14 protein-coding genes are annotated in these 16955 nt (G+C 63.6%); 2 read left to right on the forward strand and 12 right to left on the reverse strand.

What is annotated here, in order from left to right:
• Positions 1–36: 36 nt before the first annotated feature.
• The 4 genes from CUJ90_RS01165 to CUJ90_RS01180 all read right to left on the reverse strand — a co-directional run bounded on the left by CUJ90_RS01165 (position 37) and on the right by CUJ90_RS01180 (position 4566).
• Positions 37–1230 (reverse strand): acetyl-CoA C-acetyltransferase, encoded by a 1194-nt coding sequence (locus CUJ90_RS01165; protein ID WP_114161786.1) that lies wholly within the window; start codon positions 1228–1230, stop codon positions 37–39.
• Positions 1223–1999: a carbonate dehydratase gene (gene can / locus CUJ90_RS01170; protein ID WP_073429303.1), complete on the reverse strand. Its 777-nt coding sequence runs from the start codon at positions 1997–1999 to the stop codon at positions 1223–1225. Before can ends, CUJ90_RS01165 begins: the two co-directional genes overlap by 8 nt.
• A gap of 95 nt (positions 2000–2094) precedes the next feature.
• The gene (aceK, locus tag CUJ90_RS01175; RefSeq protein WP_114161787.1) at positions 2095–3939 is read right to left on the reverse strand and encodes a bifunctional isocitrate dehydrogenase kinase/phosphatase; all 1845 of its coding nucleotides are present in this window, start codon (positions 3937–3939) and stop codon (positions 2095–2097) included.
• Positions 3940–4161: 222 nt separating this feature from the next.
• Positions 4162–4566, reverse strand: coding sequence for a MerR family transcriptional regulator (locus CUJ90_RS01180; protein ID WP_083084801.1), 405 nt, complete (start codon positions 4564–4566; stop codon positions 4162–4164).
• A gap of 187 nt (positions 4567–4753) precedes the next feature.
• On the opposite strand from CUJ90_RS01180, the gene CUJ90_RS01185 reads away from it, so the two are divergent.
• Positions 4754–5824, forward strand: coding sequence for an MBL fold metallo-hydrolase (locus tag CUJ90_RS01185; protein ID WP_114161788.1), 1071 nt, complete (start codon positions 4754–4756; stop codon positions 5822–5824).
• Between the two features lie 90 nt (positions 5825–5914).
• On the opposite strand, the gene CUJ90_RS01190 is transcribed toward CUJ90_RS01185, so the two are convergent.
• The 6 genes from CUJ90_RS01190 to argS all read right to left on the reverse strand — a co-directional run bounded on the left by CUJ90_RS01190 (position 5915) and on the right by argS (position 12863).
• Positions 5915–7501, reverse strand: a complete 1587-nt coding sequence (locus tag CUJ90_RS01190; RefSeq protein WP_114161789.1) for an ABC transporter substrate-binding protein — start codon at positions 7499–7501, stop codon at positions 5915–5917.
• Between the two features lie 261 nt (positions 7502–7762).
• On the reverse strand, positions 7763–8590 hold the full coding sequence (locus tag CUJ90_RS01195) for a helical backbone metal receptor (RefSeq protein ID WP_114161790.1): 828 nt from the start codon (positions 8588–8590) through the stop codon (positions 7763–7765).
• A gap of 3 nt (positions 8591–8593) precedes the next feature.
• A complete protein-coding gene (locus CUJ90_RS01200) occupies positions 8594–9367 on the reverse strand; it encodes an SDR family oxidoreductase (protein WP_114161791.1) in 774 nt (257 codons plus the stop codon).
• 16 nt (positions 9368–9383) lie between these two features.
• A complete protein-coding gene (locus CUJ90_RS01205; RefSeq protein ID WP_073429446.1) occupies positions 9384–10022 on the reverse strand; it encodes a thiol:disulfide interchange protein DsbA/DsbL in 639 nt (212 codons plus the stop codon).
• 176 nt (positions 10023–10198) lie between these two features.
• Positions 10199–10993, reverse strand: a complete 795-nt coding sequence (locus CUJ90_RS01210) for an SPOR domain-containing protein (RefSeq protein WP_073429310.1) — start codon at positions 10991–10993, stop codon at positions 10199–10201.
• A 79-nt stretch (positions 10994–11072) separates the two neighbouring features.
• The gene (gene argS, locus CUJ90_RS01215) at positions 11073–12863 is read right to left on the reverse strand and encodes an arginine--tRNA ligase (protein WP_114161792.1); all 1791 of its coding nucleotides are present in this window, start codon (positions 12861–12863) and stop codon (positions 11073–11075) included.
• Between the two features lie 486 nt (positions 12864–13349).
• Between argS and CUJ90_RS01220 the strand changes: the two genes are divergently transcribed.
• Positions 13350–13676 carry a DUF1840 domain-containing protein gene (locus CUJ90_RS01220; protein ID WP_073429312.1) on the forward strand — a complete coding sequence of 109 codons (327 nt, stop codon included), beginning with the start codon at positions 13350–13352 and terminating at the stop codon, positions 13674–13676.
• A 123-nt stretch (positions 13677–13799) separates the two neighbouring features.
• On the opposite strand, the gene CUJ90_RS01225 is transcribed toward CUJ90_RS01220, so the two are convergent.
• The gene (locus tag CUJ90_RS01225) at positions 13800–14009 is read right to left on the reverse strand and encodes an acid-shock protein (RefSeq protein WP_073429313.1); all 210 of its coding nucleotides are present in this window, start codon (positions 14007–14009) and stop codon (positions 13800–13802) included.
• Positions 14010–14176: 167 nt separating this feature from the next.
• Complete coding sequence (metH, locus tag CUJ90_RS01230) at positions 14177–16894, reverse strand: methionine synthase (RefSeq protein WP_114161793.1); 2718 nt, start codon at positions 16892–16894, stop codon at positions 14177–14179.
• Positions 16895–16955: the final 61 nt, after the last annotated feature.

Genomic DNA, 16955 nt, shown 5'->3' on the forward strand with positions numbered 1-16955 from the left:
ACGGCCCCGACTGCCTGGAGTGCCTGGAGCCGCGCGTCAAACCAGTTCGATACCCATCGCGGTGGCTTCGCCGCCGCCGATGCACAGCGTCGCGACGCCGCGCTTCAAGCCGCGCTGTTTCAGCGCGCCGATCAGCGTGACGAGAATCCGTGCGCCCGACGCGCCGATCGGATGCCCGAGCGCGCAAGCGCCGCCGTTCACGTTGACCTTTTCGTGCGGCAAACCGTGCTCCTTCATCGCGGCCATCGTGACGACGGCGAACGCTTCGTTGACCTCGTACAGATCCACTTCGTCCGCGCGCCAACCGTTCTTCTCGAACAGCTTGCGAATCGCGCCGACCGGCGCGGTGGTGAACTTCGCCGGCTTCTGCGCGAAGGTCGAATGACCGACCACGCGCGCGATCGGCTCGACACCGAGGCGCTTCGCGGTCGACTCGCGCATCATCACGAGCGCGGCCGCGCCGTCGGAAATCGACGACGAGTTCGCCGCCGTCACCGTGCCGGTCTTGCTGAACGCGGGCTTGAGCGTCGGAATTTTTTCGAGGTTCGCCTTGAACGGCTGCTCGTCGCGATCGATGCTCACCTCGCCCTTGCGGCTTGCGACTTTCACCGGCGCGATTTCCCACGCGAACGAGCCGTCCTCGTTCGCGCGCTTCGCACGGTTCAGCGACTCGACGGCGAACGCGTCCTGCGCCTCGCGCGTGAAGTCGAACGACGCCGCGCATTCCTCGGCGAACGTGCCCATCAGGCGGCCTTTCTCGTAGGCGTCTTCCAGGCCGTCGTAGAACATGTGGTCGAGCACCTGGCCGTGGCCCATGCGCATGCCGCCACGCGCCTTGGGCAGCAGATACGGCGCGTTCGTCATGCTCTCCATGCCGCCCGCGACGATCACCTCGACCGAACCCGCGGCCAGCATGTCGTGCGCGAACATCGCCGCGCGCATGCCGGAGCCGCACATCTTGTTGACGGTGGTGCTGCCCGTGGCGAGCGGCAAGCCGGCGCCGAGAGCCGCTTGACGCGCGGGCGCCTGACCGAGCCCGGCGGGCAGCACGCAGCCCATCACCACTTCGTCGATCTGCCCGGGTTTCAGGCCCGCGCGTTGAACGGCGGCTTCGATCGCGACCGAACCGAGTTGCGGCGCGGTCAACGAAGCGAAGTCGCCTTGAAATGCCGCCATCGGCGTGCGGGCAACGCCCACGATGACGATCGGATCAGCGTTTGTCTCACTCATGTTTCAGCTCCTTGATCACACCTTCGACGATCGCCGGCACCTCGCCGAGTTGCGCGGCGTCGGCCGCGACCATGTCGTTGTCCGCGCCGTGCGCGCCGCTTGCCGATACTCCCGCGACGCAGCCCTGATAAACCGCGTCGAGCGCGCCCGGTTCGCCGACGGTCATGCCGAGATTGCGCACCTTGCCATCATGCACGCCGTACACCCAGCCGTGCACGGTCAGTTCCTGGCCGCGCGCCCAGGCATCGTTGACGATGGTCGTGCGGCACACGTTCACCACCTGCTCGATGGTGTTCAGTTCGACCAGCCGCCGATGCCGCGCTTCACCGAGCGGCCATTCCTCGATCAGCGCCGCATGCTTGGTGCGCACGTCCTGCACGTGATGCAGCCAGTTGTCCGCGAGACCCACGCGGCGGCCGTGCAGCGCCGCGCCGACGCCCGAGCAGCCGTAGTGGCCGACCACCATGATGTGCTTGACCTTCAGCAGATCGACGGCGAACTGGATCACCGACAGACAGTTCAGATCGGTATGCACGACCACGTTGGCGATGTTTCTGTGCACGAATACTTCGCCCGGCGGCAGGCCGATGATCTGGTTGGCCGGCACACGCGAATCGGAGCAGCCGATCCATAGATATTCGGGCGTCTGCTGATGCGCGAGGCGCGAAAAGTACTCGGGGTCTTCGGAGAGCTTGCGAGTCACCCACGCATCGTTGTTGTCGAAGAGATGCGCGAGCGGGTTCGGAGGAGTGGAAGCGTTCGAGTTCATGGTGCGTCTTGGCGGTTGCTCGACCGATAGACCGGTCGGTGTCGTTACATAAGGTTTCGGACGATGCGTTCAGCAATGCGGACGGCGCAGGATGTTCACGCCACCCGCACGCTGCGCTCGTCGGCTTGCGCGTCCGTTGCGTCTGATGGGGCCGGTGCTTTCGCAGCATCGGCGAAGCGTTCCGGATAGCGGATGCAAAAGCGCACACTGCTGTCGTACGGGAAAAAGTCCGGCAGTTCGCCTTTCAGTAGATGATCCTTGTGCCGCTGCCACAGCGCGGGATCGAAAAAGTCCGCGTGATGCCGCATGAAGGAACGGCGCACGCGCGGGTCGCCGAGCAGGAACGTGCCATACGTCTCCGGGAAAATGTCGTGCACGCCGACCGAGTACCACGGCTCGCCCGACATTTCGTCTTCCTCGTTGCGCGGCGTGGGCACCGCGCGCACGTTGCAGTCGGTCAGGTATTCGATTTCATCGTAGTCGTAGAACACGACGCGGCCGTGACGCGTCACGCCGAAGTTCTTGTACAGCATGTCGCCCGGAAAAATGTTCGCCTGCATCAGTTCCTTGATCGCGTTGCCGTATTCCTTGATGCCGTGATCGACGTCCTCGTCGGAGCCGTGTTGCAGGAACAGATTGAGCGGCACCATGCGGCGCTCGATATACATATGGCGGATCACGAGGTTCTCGCCGTCGTATTCGAGCAGCGACGGCACTTCCTTTTCGAGTTCGCGCACGAGCGCTTCATCGAGCCGCGAGCGCGGCAGCGCGACGCTCGAATATTCGAGCGTGTCGGCCATGCGGCCCAAACGGTCGTGCCGCTTGACGAGCTGATACTTCTCCTGGATCTGCGCGCGCGTGGTTTCCTTCGGCGGCGGGAAGCTGTCCTTGATCAGCTTGAATACGTATGGGAAAGACGGCAGCGTGAACACCAGCATCACGAGCCCCTTGATGCCGGGCGCGACGATGAACTGGTCGCTGGAATGCGACAGGTGATGCAGCAGATCGCGATAGAACAGATTCTTGCCCTGCTTCTGCAAGCCCACCGAGGTATAGATTTCCGCCTTCGGCTTGCCCGGCATGATCGTGCCGAGAAACTCCACGTAAGCGGACGGCACTTCCATATCCACGAGGAAATACGAGTGCGAGAAGCTGAAGATGATCAGCAACTGATCGCGCTTGAGCAGCACCGTGTCGAGCGCGAGCACGCCCGGCCTCACATGACGCAGCGGCACCGCGAACGGCAACAGCAAATCGCCGTTGATGATCCGCCCGACGATATACGCCGACTTGTTGCGGAAGAACAGCGACGAGAGCACGTGAATCTGGAAGTTGGGCGCTTCGTCGAATACGCCGAAGGCGTCGTGAATCGCCTGCATCACGCAGCCGACGTCGCGTGTCAGATCCTCGAACGGCGTCTCCAGTTGAAAGTTCGTGACGATGCGCTCGAGCGTGGCGGCAAGACCGTCCTTGCCGGGGTAATACGCGCGATACGTCGGCTTCGCGGCCGGTTCGTCGTTCTCGATGTATTCGGTCGAGATCGCCGGCCGCACGAAAATGAAGGCGTTGTTGAAATACGAGCGATGCAGGATCTTGCAGCAGACTGAATTGAAGAACGTCTCCGCGCACTCGGGCTGGCGGTGCGTGGTCAGAAGGCCGATGTAGTGCAGCTTGATCTGCTGCCACACATCGCTGTCGATATTTTCCGCGTCGTATTCGTCTTGCAGCAGTTCGACGCATTCCTCGACGCGATCGTCGTATGACGTAATGCGATCGCGCGCGAGTTTTTGCAGGCCGTGCCAGTCGCCGCGTTCGAACAGCGTCTTGGCATGGACCGCGGCCTCGCGAAAGATGCGGTAGTGGCGCTCGAATCCTTCGAGCATCGTCTGGGCGACGTCAAAGCCGATCTGCGACGACAACAGTTTGGGGAAGTGATTCATGTCGACCGTGCATTCGTCCCATGTCGTGAAGACACCCGTGATTGTATCGTCCGGGTGGGCCCGCGACGCATCGCGCCGCTCGACTCATGCCTTGGCGCATGCCGCGCCCGGCGTGCATTTTCGCGGGCGTTCGCCGACTTTCCGGCTATCTCCGCTCAATGCGTCAGTTTGGCATGCCTTAATCGGCTCAACTGCCGGCAAAAAAATTTGCGTGGTCCGCTTTCATGCGGGCCTGGCTTCGCGTGTGCCGCTTTCCAGCAGCGCGCGCGCCTGGGTTTCGTATTGCGCGAGGTCTTCGAGCGTCGCGTTCAGGTCTTCCAGTTGACGTTCGAGCACTTCGCGATGGCGCGCGACCGTGGCGAGGAACGCGTGCAATTGCGCGACGGTGTCGGTCGGCGATTCGTACACGTCCAGCAGATCGCGGATCTCCGACAGCGTGAAGCCGAGCCGTTTGCCGCGCAGCGTGAGCTTGAGGCGCGTTCGGTCGCGGCCTGAATAGACGCGGCGCAAGCCGCTCGATCCTTCGCGGCTTGGCGAGAGTAAACCCTGGTCTTCGTAGAAGCGGATGGCGCGCGGCGTGACGTCGAATTCCCGCGCGAGCTCGGTGATCGTGTATTGCGTGTTCATCGGGGCATGCCGTGGCCGGGCAGAAAGTTGGATTGGACGATAGAATCAACGTTAACGTTATCGTCAACTTGAGCGAAACGCAACCAGGCGCAATACGGCACCGGCATGCCCCAACCGGGCCGCAACCACGCCGCCCGGCATCGCATACCTCGCCATGCCGGACGGCCGACGGAGGAAGACACCCGCAATGAATGCACTCGAACATCAACTCGACTATCCGTTCAACGACAGCTTGCCGGAAGCCGGCCACGCGATGGAAGTCGCGCCCGGCGTGTTCTGGCTGCGCATGCCGCTACCCTTCGCGCTGGACCATATCAACCTGTGGCTGTTGCGCGATGAGATCGACGGTCAGCCGGGTTGGACGGTGGTCGATTGCGGCATTACGTCGGACGCGATCAAGGAGAACTGGGAGAGAGTATTCGACTCGGTGCTCGACGGCCTGCCGGTGCTGCGCGTGATCGTCACGCATTGCCACCCGGATCACATCGGTCTCGCGCACTGGGTGTGCGCCGGCGGCGACAAGCAACGCTGGGACGCCCGGCTATGGATGACGCTCGGCGAGTACATGCAAGCGCGCGTGATGGCGGCCGGCGACGGCTCGAATGCGGGCGGCGAGGGCGCGGCGCGTCACTTCGCGCGGCACGGCGTGACCGACGAAGCGTCGCTGGACAAGCTGCGCGCCCGCAAGAGCTATTACGCGAGCCTCGTGCCGGCGATTCCCGGCCAATACCGCCGTTTGCGCGAAGCGGACGGCGTGAGGATCGGCGGCAAGACGTGGCGGGTGGTGACGGGCTTCGGCCATTCGCCGGAGCACTGCGCGCTGCACTGCGAGGAGACCGGCGTGCTGATCTCCGGCGACATGGTGCTGCCGCGCATTTCGACCAACGTGTCGGTGTTCGACATCGAGCCGGAAGGCTCGCCGCTCGCGCTGTATCTGGAATCGCTCGGCCGTTACGAGACGATGCCTGAAGAGACGCTGGTGCTGCCGTCGCATGGCAAGCCGTTTCGCGGCGTGCGCACGCGCATCAGGCAACTGCGCGAGCATCACGACGCGCGCCTCGCCGAAGTGCGCGAGGCGTGCGCCGAAAAACCGCAAAGCGCAGCGGATATCGTGCCGCTGATGTTCAAACGCCAGCTCGACATCCACCAGATGACGTTTGCGATGGGTGAAGCCTTGGCGCACTTGCATCTGCTGTGGCTCGCGGGCACGTTGAAGCGCACGCAGGCTTCGGATGGCGTGATCCGGTTTGCGGCTTGATCGGTTTTACCCTTCAACCTTTTGATGAAAAAAGCCCGGTGCTTTCGCAACCGGGCTTTTTCATGCGGTTTCGTTCAAGCCTAAGCGGTATTACTGCACGGCCACCGTGCCGAAGTTCTGCCGGCCAAACGGGCTCACGTGATAACCGCTCACGTTCGTGCGCGTGATCGCCGCCGCGGTCGGATAACCGAGCGGAATCCACAGCGCCTGGTCGTGGATGATCTGCTGTGCCTGTTCATACGCCTTCGCACGCTTGGCCTGGTCCGGCGTGGCCTTGCCGTCCGCGATCAGCTTGTCGAGGTCCTCATTGCAGAAGCGCGCGAAGTTGATGCCCGACTTCACCGCGTTGCAACTGAAGAGCGGCGACAGATAGTTGTCCGGGTCGCCGTTGTCGCCGGCCCAGCCCATGAACAGCGAATCATGCTGGCCTTGCTTCGCCTGCTTGATGAGTTCGCCCCATTCGATCACCTTCACGTCCGCCTTCACGCCGATCTTCGCGAAGTCGGCCTGCAGCAGTTCGGCGCCGGCCTTCGGATTCGGGTTCAGCACGCTGCCGTTCGGACGCACCCAGATCGTCGTTTCGAAGCCGTTCGGGAAACCCGCGTCCGCGAGCAGCTTCTTCGCTTTCGCCGGATCGTACGGCCACGCCTTCACCGCCTTGTCGTAGCTCCACGTGTTCGGCGGATACGGGTTCACGGCCGGCGTGGCGGTATTGTCGAACACTGTCTTGAGATACGTGGTGCGATCGAACGCCATGTTCAGCGCGGCGCGCACCTTCTGGTTGTCGAGCGGCTTTTTCTGCGTGTTCAACGCGACGAACGCGGTCATGAAGGCGGGCGTCTTGACGATATCCAGCGACTTGTCGGTTTTCGCGTCGGCGAGATCCTGCGGCTTCGGCGACAGGGCGATCTGGCATTCGCCCGCCTTCACCTTCTGCGCGCGCACGGTGGCGTCCGGCGTGATCGCGTAGATCAGGCGATCGATCTTCGGCTTGGGACCCCAGTAGGTCGGGTTCACGTCGTAGCGAATCACCGCGTCTTTCGTATAGCTCTTCAGTACGAACGGGCCGGTGCCGATCGGCTTCGCGTTCAGATCGACCTGCTTGCCGGCCTTGAGCAATTGATCGGCGTATTCAGCCGAATAGATCGACGCGAAACCCATTGTCAGGATCGGAACGAAGGTCGCGTCCGGCGCGTTCAACTCGAACTTGACGGTGCTGTCGTCGACCTTGGTGACCGCCTTGATGAGCTTGGGCAAGCCCATCGACTGCGCATGCGGAAAGCCGCTCGCGCCCGCCACCTTGTGCCACGGATTGCTGTCGTTGAGCATGCGGTCGAACGTGAACACCACGTCGTCGGCATTCAGCGTGCGAGTGGGCTTGAAGTAATCGGTGGTCTGGAACTGCACGTTCGGACGCAGATGGAACGTGTAGGCGAGGCCGTCGGCGCTCACCTCCCACTTGTCGGCCAGCGCCGGCACCACCTTCTTCGTGGCCTCGTCGTATGAGACCAGCGAGTTGAAGACCACGTCCGCCGACGCATTGGTCGTCACCAGCGAATTGAACTGCACGACATCGAAGCCGTCGGGGCTCGACTCGGTACAGACGGTCAGCGGTTTGGCGAGCACGAGCGCGGGCGCCGTGAACAGTACGGCGGCTGCGAGCAGTTTGAAGCGCATAGGATCTCCCATAACGAGCGCGGTCAGGCAGTGCGTCTTGGTGTGCTTGTGTTCCGGTGGCGGGTGGCGGGTCGTCAAGGGTAGCCGACGCCCGCCTCTATGATTGTGATACGTTTCCGGCGCTGCCGCATGGGTGGATGTCGCCTCCATCGACGCGGCGCGGCCTTCGCGAAAGCTTATCGAAGGGTGCTGGCGGCGACAACCACTTAATCCACATATCCATATGGACGGCGGGACGGCGGGACGGCGGGACAGCGGCGCTTATCCCCGCGCGGCGCGTTGCATCAGATAGTCGATGCCCTCGATCGCGCGCACGCCGTACCACGACACCAGTTCGCCATCGATCAGTTCGATACGCTTCCTCGCCAGCCGCGGATCGCGTTTCAATGCATCGCAATGCGCTTGCGTGAAGCGATAGGGTTCGCTGGACAGCAGAATGCGATCGACATCGGCAAGCCACGGAGCATGGTCGAAGTCGAGCGTGGTGAGCACGGGATAGCGAGCGGCGCCCGCCGCACCGCCTCGCACATCGGGCAGCGTGCGCCAGTTGACGAGCCGCAGCATGGCGGCGATATAGGTATCGCGCGCGACGCTCATCCACGGCTCACGCCAGATCAGATACAGCACGTTTTGCGTGGGAAACGTATGCGCTGCGGCTTCATGCAGGCGGTTTTCGAGCGCGTCGCTCAGGCGCCGCGCTTCCTCTTCACGGCTGAAAATCGCACCCAGCAGCGTGTAGAGCGATTGATTGTCTCGCGGCGTGCGCGGATGCGTGACGACGATATGCGGCACGAACGCGCGCAACTGGTCGACGGTATCGCGCTCGTTTTCGTCGACATTGACGATCAGATGGGTAGGGCGCAACGCGCGAACGGCGTCGATATTCACGGCCTTGGTGCCGCCTACCTTGCGCACCTGGCGTACCTTCTCACGCGGATGCACGCAAAAACCGGTGCGCCCGACGATCTGCCTGTCCAATCCCAAGGCAAACAGCAGTTCAGTGATGCTCGGCACCAGCGAGACGATGCGCGCCTCGGCGCTCGCCGGTTCGTGCGCGACGCCGGCTGCATCGACCGCACTGTTCTCCATGGCCTACTCGGTGACGGCGCGCGGCTTGCGCGGCGCGCGTTCGAAAACGCGGTCGTAGAGCCAGCGCGGCAGCACATGCAGCAGCATCGCCGCGATGCGCATTTGCCACGGAAACACCGCAAAGGCGGTTTGACGCTCGATCGCCCCGGCAACCTTCACCGCGAAACGGTCGGCGTTCATCAGGAACGGCATGGTGTACGGGTTGTGCTCGGTCATCGGCGTGCGGATATAGCCGGGCGCGATGGTGACCACGCCCACGCCGTGCGGCCGCATCTCGACGCGCAACGCTTCCAGGTACTTTTGCGCCGCCGACTTCGACGCGCTGTACGCGCCCGACCCCGGCAAGCCGCGCACGCCCGCGACGCTGGCGATGCCGACCAGCGTGCCGCGTTTCGCGGCGACCATCGCGGCGGCGAACGGCTCGAAGGTCGCGACCATGCCGAAGTAATTGATATCCATCACTTCGCGGAACGTGCGCAGGTCGCCGTGGCCGGTGAGCGCGCCGCGGCTGATCCCGGCGTTGGCGATCACGACGTCCGGCAAGCCATGCTGCGCGATGAAGCGCGTGGCCGCCTCGGCGAGCGCCTCGGCGTCGCGAACGTCGACGGCGTAGATAGAGACAGCGTTTTGGGGATGGGACTGCTGGAAAGCCGCGAGCGCGTCGCCGCGGCGGGCGACGAGGCCGAGAATCGCGCCGCGCCGCGCATATTCGGCGGCGAGCGCGAGGCCGATGCCGCTCGACGCGCCGGTAATGAAGACCTTCAACGGTGAACTCATTCCGGCGCCTCGGACATTACATCTTCTTGGCGCGGACCTGCTGCACCAGGTAGTCGAGGACGTCGAGCGTGCCCGTCAGGCTGTTGGTCGCGGCCGGACCCGTCTCATACTTGCCCTGCACCGCCAGCGTCGGCACGCCTTCGATCTTGTAGCTTTCGAGCATCTTCTTGTCTTTTTGCAGCGCGCTTTGCGTCGAGAACGAGTTGTACGCTTCCATGTACTTCTTCGGATCGACGCCGTTCTTCGCGAGGAATTTGGCCTGATCTTCCGGCGTCAGCAGGTAGTTCTTGTTGACGTGGATTTCCTTGAAGATCGTCGGCGTGAGTTTCTCACTGAGGCCGAGTGCTTCGAGCGCGTGGAACATCTTCGAATGCGGAATGAAGTCGTCGCGGAAGGCAACCGGCACGCGCTTGAACACCACGTCCGGGCCTTGCTTCTTCACCCAGCCGTCGAGGTACGGGCCGAATTCATTGCAGTGCGGGCAGCCGTACCAGAAGAACTCGATGACTTCGATCTTGCCGGCCGGCACGTCGGTGGGTTGCGCCGTGGACAGCACGGTGTAGTCCTTGCCCGACACCGGCGTGGCGGGCGCGGCATGCGCCGCGGCGGCGATGAGGCCCAGCGAAAGGAACAGAATGCTCAGCAGTTTTTTCATGTGTTGATGACCCAAGTAGGCGGTAAAGCGGTGGCGCCACGCAATGCCCGTCACCGTTTGTGAATCGGCGTTGAACGTTTTCAGTGTTCCGTTGCCTGTGACACGCGCCGTTCGCCGATAGTTCATCGGCGGCGCGCTCCGGCAAATCAAGGTTTATTGGTGATTGGCGTGTTGCTTCATTGTTTCGTAAAGCGGATCACGGCGGTATCCACGCCCGCGTCGGACAGACGCTGACGGCTCGAATTCATGTCCTCGAACTTGGAGAACGGCCCGATGCGCACGCGATAGTACGTGACACCGCCCGCATCGCGCTGCGTGACCTTCGATTCAAAACCCTGGAACGCGAGACGCGCGCGCTGTTGCTCGGCGTCGGCGGCGGTCTTGTAGGCGCCCACTTGCAGGAAGTAGCCGGTGTTCGCATCGCCCGGCGCCGGCGCCGCGCCCGAACCGGGCTTGGCGTTGGCGGTCGTGGCCGATGACGTGCTCTTCGGCGCGGAGCCCGCGGCGGTCGCGCTCGGCGCGCTCTCGCCCGGCTTCTTCACGGGCGCCGTTGCCGTGCCGTTGTCCGGGGCGGGCTTCGGCGCGATCGCCGTGCCGTTCGCATTGCCGTTATTGGCATTGGACGGCGGCACTTCGACGATTTGCGGTTCTTCCAGCATGCCCGACTGGGTCTGCGCGTTGGTCGCGCCGGGCGCGGTGTTCGGCGGTGCGGGTTGCGCGGCTTGCGGCACCGGCTGGCCCGGCGTCTTGCCTTGCAGCGGACGGTTCGGATCGTATTGCTGCGGCTGGCTCGCGCCGGCATCGGACGCCGCGGGCGGCGCCACCTTCGAGACGAACGGCGTAGGCGCACGGGTGATATACAGCGCCACCACTACCGCGATCGCAAGGCCGACGATCAGGCCCAGCACGATGCCGAGAAAAGTCCCCCCGGTTTGTTTCGATTGCTTTGTTGTGCGGCGTGGTTTTGCCATCGTATGAATCACCTACGAAAAGAATCCTGGAACGGCCGCCGATTATAGCGACGGCCGCATGCATGTTGCGCCGGAGGACTTACATCTTGACGGGAGCGGAGACGCCGATCGTCGCGAGACCGTTGGCCAACACCTGGCGCGTGGCCGCGAGCAGCGCGACGCGTGCATTGCGTTCGGCTGCATCGTCGACCAGCACGCGCTCGGCTCTGTCATTGTAGAACGAGTGGAATTCCCCGGCGAGGTCGCGCAGGTAGAACGCGACCGCGTGCGGCGCGAGTTCGTCGGCCGCGTGTTGCAGCATGTCGGGGAATTCGGCGAGCTTGTTCAGCAAGGCCATGGCGCGTTCGCTGGTGAGCGGCGCGACGTTCACGTTGGCGAGCGTGCTTTCGTCCATGCCGTAGCGCGCCTTGCATTCGGCGATGACCGAGCAGATTCGCGCGTGCGCATATTGCACGTAATGCACCGGGTTTTCGTCATTCTGTTTCAACGCGAGGTCGATGTCGAACACGAATTCCGTATCGGCCTTGCGCGAGATCAGGAAGAAGCGCACGGCGTCGCGGCCGCGGCGAATCGTCTCTTCGTCGATCAGGTCGACGGCGGCTTCCGTGCCCGGCGTCGCGCCGCCCGACCATTCGATCAGGTCGCGCACCGTCACATAACTGCCGGCGCGCTTCGAGATCTTCACCTCCTCGCCGTTGCGCATCACCGTGACCATTTTGTGCAGGACGTAATCGGGGTAGCCATTCGGAATGCCGACGCCGAGACCTTGCAGACCGGCGCGCACGCGCGCGATCGTGCCGTGGTGGTCGGAGCCCTGGATGTTGATGACCTTGGTGAAGCCGCGTTCCCACTTGGCGACGTGATAGGCGACGTCCGGCACGAAGTACGTGTAGGTGCCGTCGGTCTTGCGCATCACGCGGTCCTTGTCGTCGCCGTCGTCGGTGGTGCGCAGCCACAGCGCGCCTTCCTGCTCGTAGGTCTTGCCGGCGGCGATCAGCGCCTCGACGGTTTTCTCGACGCGGCCTTCCGTGTATAGCGACGACTCCAGATAGTACTGGTCGAACTTCACGCCGAAGGCCTGCAAGTCCATGTCCTGCTCGCGGCGCAGATAGGCGACCGCGAACCGGCGGATCGCTTCGAGATTTTCGACGTCGCCCGCGCCGGTGACCGGCTCGCCGTCGCTCGCCGCCACCGTGACGCCGTTCAGATAGTCTTTCGCGATGTCGGCGATGTACTCGCCGTTGTATGCCGAAGCCGGCCAGCCCGCATCGCCGGGGGCGAGGCCGCGGGCGCGCGCCTGCGTGGACAGCGCGAGCGTGTGGATCTGCACGCCGGCGTCGTTGTAGTAGAACTCGCGATGCACGTCCCAGCCTTGCGAGGCCAGCACGTTCGAAAGCGCGTCGCCGAGCGCGGCCTGGCGGCCGTGGCCGACATGCAGCGGGCCCGTGGGGTTGGCCGAAACGAATTCGATCAGCACGTGCTTGCCGGCGTCGCGTGACGAGCGGCCAAACGTCTCTTTCTCCGCGAACACGGCGGCGATCACCGCCTGCTTCGCGGCAGCCGCGAGGCGCAGGTTGATGAAGCCGGGGCCGGCCACTTCGGCGGTTTCGATCAGACCCAGGGCGCGCGGCTGCGCGAGCAGCGCGTCGACGATCTGTTGCGCCAGTTGGCGCGGATTGGCGCGCAGCGGCTTGGCGAGTTGCATCGCCACGTTGCACGCGACGTCGCCGTGCGCGGCGACCTTGGGACGCTCCAGCGTGATGGTGGGCGACACGAAAGCGGCTTCGGTCGCGCCTTGGGAGGCTTGCGCCACCTGCTTCACCGTATCGGCGAGCAGTGTTTCGAGAGTGTGTTTATGTGCGGGCAGCATGCTTGTTGCGAGTCCAGTGAGGCAATCCGGTGATGCGGAAGAGGCACCGGCCGCGCGACGGGCGCAGCCGGTTCGTCAGAAGCGTGGAAAGCGGCGATGTGCCCGCCCGGATTTGCCGGGCGCGCCGGGCACATTAGCGGCGCCACGGGGCACATTGCCTGCGTCGCGGTGAGCGCGGCGTGCGGCGACATGCAAGGGCTGCGCGGCGGGCAGCAAGCGGTGGCAACAACCGCTTGCCGTTGCACGCGGCGCCTAAGCGGGGTGGGCCAACCGGGCCCAGCCGCGCTACCTGCGCCATGCCGCGCGCGGCGCATGGCGGCGCGCTTTTCCGTCCAGACGGATTTTAGCAGGTGCTAATATGTTCAATGAGATGCCCGGCAAGGGCCGTGGCCGCCGCGCCTGATCGGCGGGCTAACGTAACGCGCGCCGGCAGTCGTCCACGAGCCGCTCGCGCGTCGATCCAACATAACGAAAAAGGGAACAGACATGCTGATTACTTTCAAATGCCGCGCCTGCCCCGACGTGGTGATGCTGGAGAACCTCGCACAGTATCTGGTCGGCATCATCGGTAAACGCCTTGGCGAGCGGGGCGTCGTTGCCCATGATGAACTGGGCGTGGCGATCGCGAAACTCGAAGCGGCCATCACCATCGACAAGCAGGAACGCGCCGAGCACGACGGCCATTTCCATGAAGGCGAGGAAGGTCACGAGCATCATGAAATTCCGCCGGGACTCGCGCAGCGCGCGTACCCGTTCCTCGACATGCTGCGCGCGGCGCAGAAGGAAAACGCGGATATCGTGTGGGGTCTGTGATCCCGGCGCGATGTCGGTGACGGCGCGCTTTGCGCCGCTGACGCCGGTGTGCCAATGAAAAGAGCCCGCTGAGTGCGGGCTCTTGTGTTTACCGGACGCGAACAACCGGCCGGCGTGCGCTGCTTACTGGCTGGCGGCCTCCGCCGGGGCCGCTGCCGGCGCCGACGCACCCTTCTTCATTTTCTGCTTCCTGGGTTTCTTGACGTGCTTCACGGTGGGCGGCGAATACGAGCTGACCGCGCTGGAGCCGCCGGGAGCGGCAGGCTGGGCCAACACCGCCGGGGCGCCCAAGGCAAGGGAAACTGCAGTCAATAACAGCGTCAGCTTCTTCATATGATTCTCTCCGTCGACGATTGCAATTAGATGAGCCGACGCGTTTTTCGGCCGCGTCTGGCGGTAAAAGCAATTCAGTCTACAAAGACGAAAATTACGCCGCCGCAAATATTCAGTGTTTCCCGCCCGATATAGTGGGTTTGACGCCACGCCACGCCACGCCGTGCCTAGAGCAATGGTGCGAGAGCCCGTTCGGCATCGGCCTTCGACAACGACATGCGCTGTGCGTAGTCTTCGAGTTGATCCTGACCGATCTTGCCGACCGAGAAATAGGTGCTGTCGGGATGCGCCAGATAGAAGCCGGAGACGCTCGCCGCCGGCAGCATGGCGAGCGATTCGGTCACGGTCATGCCGATTTCATTGGCTTGCAGCACGTCGAACATATCGCGCTTCACCAGGTGGTCCGGGCACGCCGGATAGCCGGGCGCCGGGCGGATGCCGCGATACTTTTCCGCGATCAGTTCGTCGTTGGAAAGCGTTTCGGCGTTCGCGTAGCCCCACAGATCGCGCCGCACGCGCGCATGCAGCGCCTCGGCAAAGGCTTCGGCGAAGCGGTCGGCGAGCGCCTTGAGCATGATCGCGCTGTAGTCGTCGTGATCCTTTTCGAACTGCTTTTCCTTCACGTCCACGCCGAGGCCCGCCGTGACCGCGAACATGCCGATGTAGTCGGCCACGCCCGAATCCTTCGGCGCGATGAAGTCGGCAAGCGACCGGTTCGGCCGCATCACGCCGTCCACCACCGGCCGCACGCTTTGCTGACGCAGGTTGCGCCAGGTCAGCGCGACTTGCGAGCGTGATTCGTCCGTGTAGATTTCGATGTCGTCGTCGTTCACCGTGTTGGCCGGCAGCAGCGCGATCACGCCGTTGGCTTGCAGCCAGCGGCCCTGGATCAGGCGCGCGAGCATCGACTTGCCGTCGGAGAACACACGCCGCGCCGATTCGCCGACGATCTCGTCGTTCAGGATCGCGGGGTACGGGCCGGCCAGGTCCCAGGTCTGGAAGAACGGACCCCAGTCGATATAGTTCGCGAGTTCGTTCAGATCGAAGTTCTTGAACATGCGGCGACCGATGAACTTGGGCTTGACCGGTTGATAGCTCGCCCAATCCACTTTGGTTTTGTTCGCACGGGCTTCGGCGAGCGTGACCATCGGCAGCGCTTTCTTGTTGGCGTGCTGAAGGCGGATACGGTCGTAGTCGGCCTTGAGTTCGTCGACGTACTTCGCCGCGCCTTCGTCGGAGAGCAGGCTCGACGCCACCGACACCGAGCGCGACGCGTCCGGCACGTACACCACCGGGCCTTCGTAATGCGGCGCGATCTTCACGGCGGTGTGCACGCGCGACGTGGTCGCGCCGCCGATCAAAAGCGGTATCTTCTTGATGCGGAAATGATCGTCGCGCTGCATTTCGGACGCGACGTAGGCCATCTCTTCCAGGCTCGGCGTGATGAGCCCCGAGAGGCCGATGATGTCCGCGCCCTCGACCTTTGCTCTCGCAAGAATGTCGTTGCACGGGACCATCACGCCCATGTTGACCACTTCGAAGTTATTGCACTGAAGCACCACCGACACGATGTTCTTGCCGATGTCGTGCACGTCGCCCTTGACGGTGGCGATGACGATTTTGCCCTTCGCGCGCACGTCGCCGCCGGCGGCGGCCAACTGCTTCTTTTCTTCCTCGATGTACGGAATCAGGTGCGCGACCGCCTGCTTCATCACGCGCGCCGACTTCACCACTTGCGGCAGGAACATCTTGCCCTGGCCGAACAGATCGCCGACGACGTTCATGCCGTCCATCAGCGGACCTTCGATCACGTTGATCGGCCGGCCACCCGCCGCGGCGATTTTCGCGCGCACTTCCTCGGTGTCTTCGACGATGAAGTTGGTGATGCCGTGCACCAGCGCATGCGACAGACGCTTCTCGACCGGCTGATTGCGCCATTCGAGGTTCTCTTCCTTCTTCGCGGCGCCGGTCTTGAACTTGTCGGCGATTTCGAGCAGACGGTCGGTGCCGTCTTCGCGGCGGTTCAACACGACGTCTTCCACGCGCTCGCGCAACTCGGGGTCGAGCTCGGCATACACGCCGAGTTGCCCGGCGTTGACGATGCCCATGTCCATGCCGGCCTGGATCGCGTGGTAGAGGAACACGGTGTGGATCGCTTCACGCACCGGATCGTTGCCGCGGAACGAGAACGACACGTTCGACACGCCGCCGCTCACCTTCGCATACGGCAGGTTCTGCTTGATCCAGCGCGTGGCGTTGATGAAATCGACGGCGTAGTTGTTGTGCTCTTCGATACCCGTTGCGATCGCGAAGATGTTCGGATCGAAGATGATGTCTTCGGGCGGGAAGCCCACTTCGTTCACGAGGAAGTCGTACGAGCGCTTGCAGATTTGCGTCTTGCGCTCGAACGTATCGGCCTGGCCTTGCTCGTCGAACGCCATGACCACGGCGGCCGCGCCATAGCGGCGAATCAGGTTCGCGTGATGGCGGAACGCTTCCTCGCCTTCCTTCAGCGAGATCGAGTTGACGATCGCCTTGCCTTGCACGCACTTCAGGCCCGCTTCGATCACTTCCCACTTCGACGAGTCGATCATGATCGGCACGCGCGCGATGTCCGGCTCCGACGCGATCAGATTCATGAAGCGCACCATCGCCGCTTTCGAATCGAGCATCGCCTCGTCCATGTTGACGTCGATGACCTGCGCGCCGTTTTCCACCTGCTGACGCGCGACCGCGACCGCTTCGTCGAACTGGTCGTTCAGGATCATTCGCGCGAACGCCTTGGAGCCCGTCACGTTGGTGCGTTCACCGACGTTGATGAAGAGCGTCCCGGAGGTGACGTTGAACGGCTCGAGGCCGGCAAGGCGCATGGTGTGATCGGTCATGGCGTAGGTGCGAGTGATTTGCGGGCGATTGATGCGTCTGTTTCGATGGCGGGAAGCGGCG

The sequence above is a fragment of the Paraburkholderia terricola genome, assembly GCF_003330825.1.
In the GTDB taxonomy this organism is placed as follows: Bacteria; Pseudomonadota; Gammaproteobacteria; order Burkholderiales; family Burkholderiaceae; genus Paraburkholderia; species Paraburkholderia terricola.